Below are 2,967 nucleotides of genomic sequence, written 5' to 3'. Positions count from 1 at the left end.
CGGACGCGACGTCGGCGGCCACCGTCCCCGCCGACGCCGTGGCCCTCGCCTCGTTCACCCCGCGCGCCGACGGCGTGCTCGCCGGGGCCCCGGCCGCGCGCGCCGTGCTCGACGAGGTGCTGGGGGCGGGCGGCTACGTGGTGCTCGCCGAGGCCGCCGACGGTGACCGGCTCACCGCCGGCACCCCGGCGCTCACCGTGCGGGCCCCCGTGCGCGGGCTGCTCACCGCCGAGCGCACGGCGCTGAACCTGCTCACCCACCTGTCCGGGGTCGCGACGGCCACCCGCGCCTGGGTGGACGCCGTCGCGGGCACCGGCGCCCGGATCCGGGACACCCGCAAGACGCTGCCGGGCCTGCGGCTGCTGGAGAAGTACGCCGTGCGGTGCGGCGGCGGGGTGAACCACCGGCTCGGCCTGGGCGACGCGGTGCTGGTCAAGGACAACCACGTCGCCGCCGCGGGGTCGGTGTCCGCCGCCCTGACCGCGGCCCGGGAGCTGGCCCCGGACCTGCCGTGCGAGGTGGAGGTCGACTCGCTCGACCAGCTCGACGAGGTCCTCGCGCTCGGCGCCGAGCTGGTCCTGCTCGACAACTTCACCGTCGCGCAGACCGCCGAGGCGGTGCGCCGGCGCGGCGCCGGACCGACGCTGCTGGAGTCCTCGGGCGGGCTGTCGCTCGACGTCGCGCGGGACTACGCGGCGACCGGGGTGGACTTCCTGGCCGTGGGCGGGCTGACCCACTCGGTCACCGCGCTGGATCTGGGGCTGGACCTCGTTCCCGGATCCTGACGATCGACCTCGCGGTGACTCTGCGTCACGGAACGTCCATGTGGGACCACTGACGGGTACGGATCGCGGACACGTCGCGAACCGCGTCCGTGATCTTGGGCGATGGTGTCACAATCCCGCATGGCCATCGCTCCCCCCGAGTTCGCCGACCCGTTGCGGTACCGGACGGCAGCTGCACCGGCACGGCGCCGTCGCCGTCCGTTCCGGCCGCTCGTGCCGTCCGTGCCGTTGCTCGTGGCGGCGGGTGCGGGCGTCACCACGCTCGCGGTGTTCCCGCTGGTGTCCGGGGCGTTGGTTGACGACGCCTACATCACCCTCACCTACGCCCGGAACCTCGCGTTCCACGCGCACTGGGGGGTGAACCTCGACGGTGTCGCCCACACCGCGACCTCGCCGTTGAACGTGCTGCTGCTCGCAGCCGTGGCAGCGGTGGTGCGGCAACCGGTCGTGGCGGCGGGAGTCGTGTTCGCGCTCTGCGTCGCGGCGACGGGCTGGTGGGCGGCGCGGACCGCCTCCGTGCGGAGCTGGCCGGTGTGGACCGGGCCCGTGGCCGCGGCGGTCGTGCTGGTGAACCCGCTGCTGCTGTCCACCGTCGGGCTGGCGACCCACCTCGCGGTCGCGCTCCTGGTCGGGCTCTGCTGGGCGGCGACCGCGGGACGGCCCGGTGCGGCCGGGGTGCTGGGCGGGCTGCTCGTGCTCACCCGCCCGGATCTGGCCGTGGTCGTCGTTGCCGCGACGGCCGCGGTGCCGGCGCTGATGCGCCGGGCCCAGGTCGTGTTCGCCGCCGCGGCGGCGACCGCGCTGCCGTGGTTCGTGCTGGCCTGGATCCTCCTGGGGTCGGCGGTGCCCGACACGATGCTGTGGAAGGTGGGGGCGGACTGGGGTGGCACGACCGTCCTCAACGGTCTCGGTCTCTATCTCCGGGTGTTCCCCGTGGCGACCCCGCTCGCGCTGATCGGTCCGGTCGCCGGGGTGGTCGCCGGGGTGCTGTGGGTGTTCGCGCAGGGAGTGCGCGCGGTTCCCGCACTGGTGCTGGGCGCGGGTTCCGCCGCGCACCTGCTGGTTTTCTGCTTGCTCGGCACGGCGCCGTACCACTGGTACTACGGTCCCGCTGTCGGTGCGCTGTCGGTACTGGTCGTGTTCGCGCTCGCCGCGGTGTCCGGCTGGGCCTGGGCGCACGCGCCCGAGATCGCCCCGGTCGTGGTCCGCGCGGGGTGCGGGGCGGTCGTCCTGCTCGTGCTCCTCTCGGCGGGTTACGCGGGGCACGACGGGGCGCGCTGGCGGATCGCGCCGATCTCCACCAACCACGCGACGTCCGAGGAGTACGCACGGGTGGCGGGCGGGCTGCACGGCAAGGTCGTCAGCGCGGGGGAGGTCGGGGCGCTGGCCTTCTTCTGCGAGGACCGGTGCGCGATCGACGATCCGTTGTCCGAACGTGCCGCCCTGCTGGGGCGGGTCCGGGACCGGATCGACCGCTCGGGCCCTGTCCTGGGCGCCGTGCTGCGGGTCAACTACCTCTTCGTGCGCCCTGCTCGGTACACCCCCGGGACGAGCACGCTGGTGATGCGGCGTGGGACCTTTCCCGACGGGGTCGACGTCGCCACACCGTGGAGCGGAGCCGGCAACCTGGTCGTCCTCCCGCGGTGAGCACCCGGCTCACGGCCCCGCCAGCAGCTCCGACTGCACCGGGGCCGGGAAGCGGGCGGAGACCCGCGCCCCGCCCAGCAACGCCCGCAGGCGCTCCGCGGCGTCGTCGACCGCCCGGCGGGCGGCTGGGTCGACGTCGCCGAACAGCCGGGTCACGACGGCGCCGTCGGGCCGCTGCACCCAGGTCCCGGCGACGGCGCCGTCCACCCAGACCGCGGGGCCGCCGTTGCCGTTGCGGTCGAACAGCAGCGGTGCGTGCGCCGGGTCGAGGTACCAGCCGCGGGCCTTCCACCCCATCGTCGTCGGGTCCAGGCTCGGCAGCAGCGCCACCGACGGCCCGGGGTCGGCGACCGGGTCGAGGTCGTCGGGGAGCAGGTGACCGGTGCCGCCGTCGTCGAGCCCGACCTCGACGGCGCCGACGTCGGCCAGCGCGGTGCGGGTGGTGGCGACCGTCCAGCCGGTCCACCACCGCAGGTCGTCGCGGGTGGCCGGGCCGAACGCGCGCAGGTGGGCACGGGCCAGCCCGGCCGCCGCG

Annotated in this window: 3 protein-coding genes; 2 read left to right on the top strand and 1 reads right to left on the bottom strand. The window is 75.6% G+C overall.

Features of this window, described 5'->3' with window-relative positions:
• Both nadC and NH602_RS29735 read left to right on the top strand, forming a co-directional pair.
• A partial coding sequence (gene nadC / locus NH602_RS29740) for a carboxylating nicotinate-nucleotide diphosphorylase (RefSeq protein ID WP_253069549.1) occupies positions 1–785 on the top strand: 785 nt, incomplete at its 5' end.
• A gap of 120 nt (positions 786–905) precedes the next feature.
• Complete coding sequence (locus NH602_RS29735; RefSeq protein ID WP_253069548.1) at positions 906–2,432, top strand: hypothetical protein; 1,527 nt, start codon at positions 906–908, stop codon at positions 2,430–2,432.
• A 9-nt stretch (positions 2,433–2,441) separates the two neighbouring features.
• Here the strand turns inward: NH602_RS29735 and NH602_RS29730 are convergent.
• Positions 2,442–2,967 (bottom strand): DNA glycosylase AlkZ-like family protein (locus NH602_RS29730; RefSeq protein ID WP_253069547.1); only part of this gene is annotated, 526 nt, incomplete at its 5' end.

It is taken from the genome of Pseudonocardia sp. McavD-2-B, from assembly GCF_024124365.1.
Taxonomy (GTDB): domain Bacteria; phylum Actinomycetota; class Actinomycetes; order Mycobacteriales; family Pseudonocardiaceae; genus Pseudonocardia; species Pseudonocardia alni.
Note: the sequence above shows the minus strand (reverse complement) of the source record. Positions and strands in the feature narration are given on the sequence as shown.

Bases quoted from the DNA above. Each gene is read 5' to 3' on its own strand.
- NH602_RS29735 (WP_253069548.1), top strand. From the start codon at position 906: ATGGCCATCGCTCCCCCCGAGTTCGCCGACCCGTTGCGGTACCGGACG.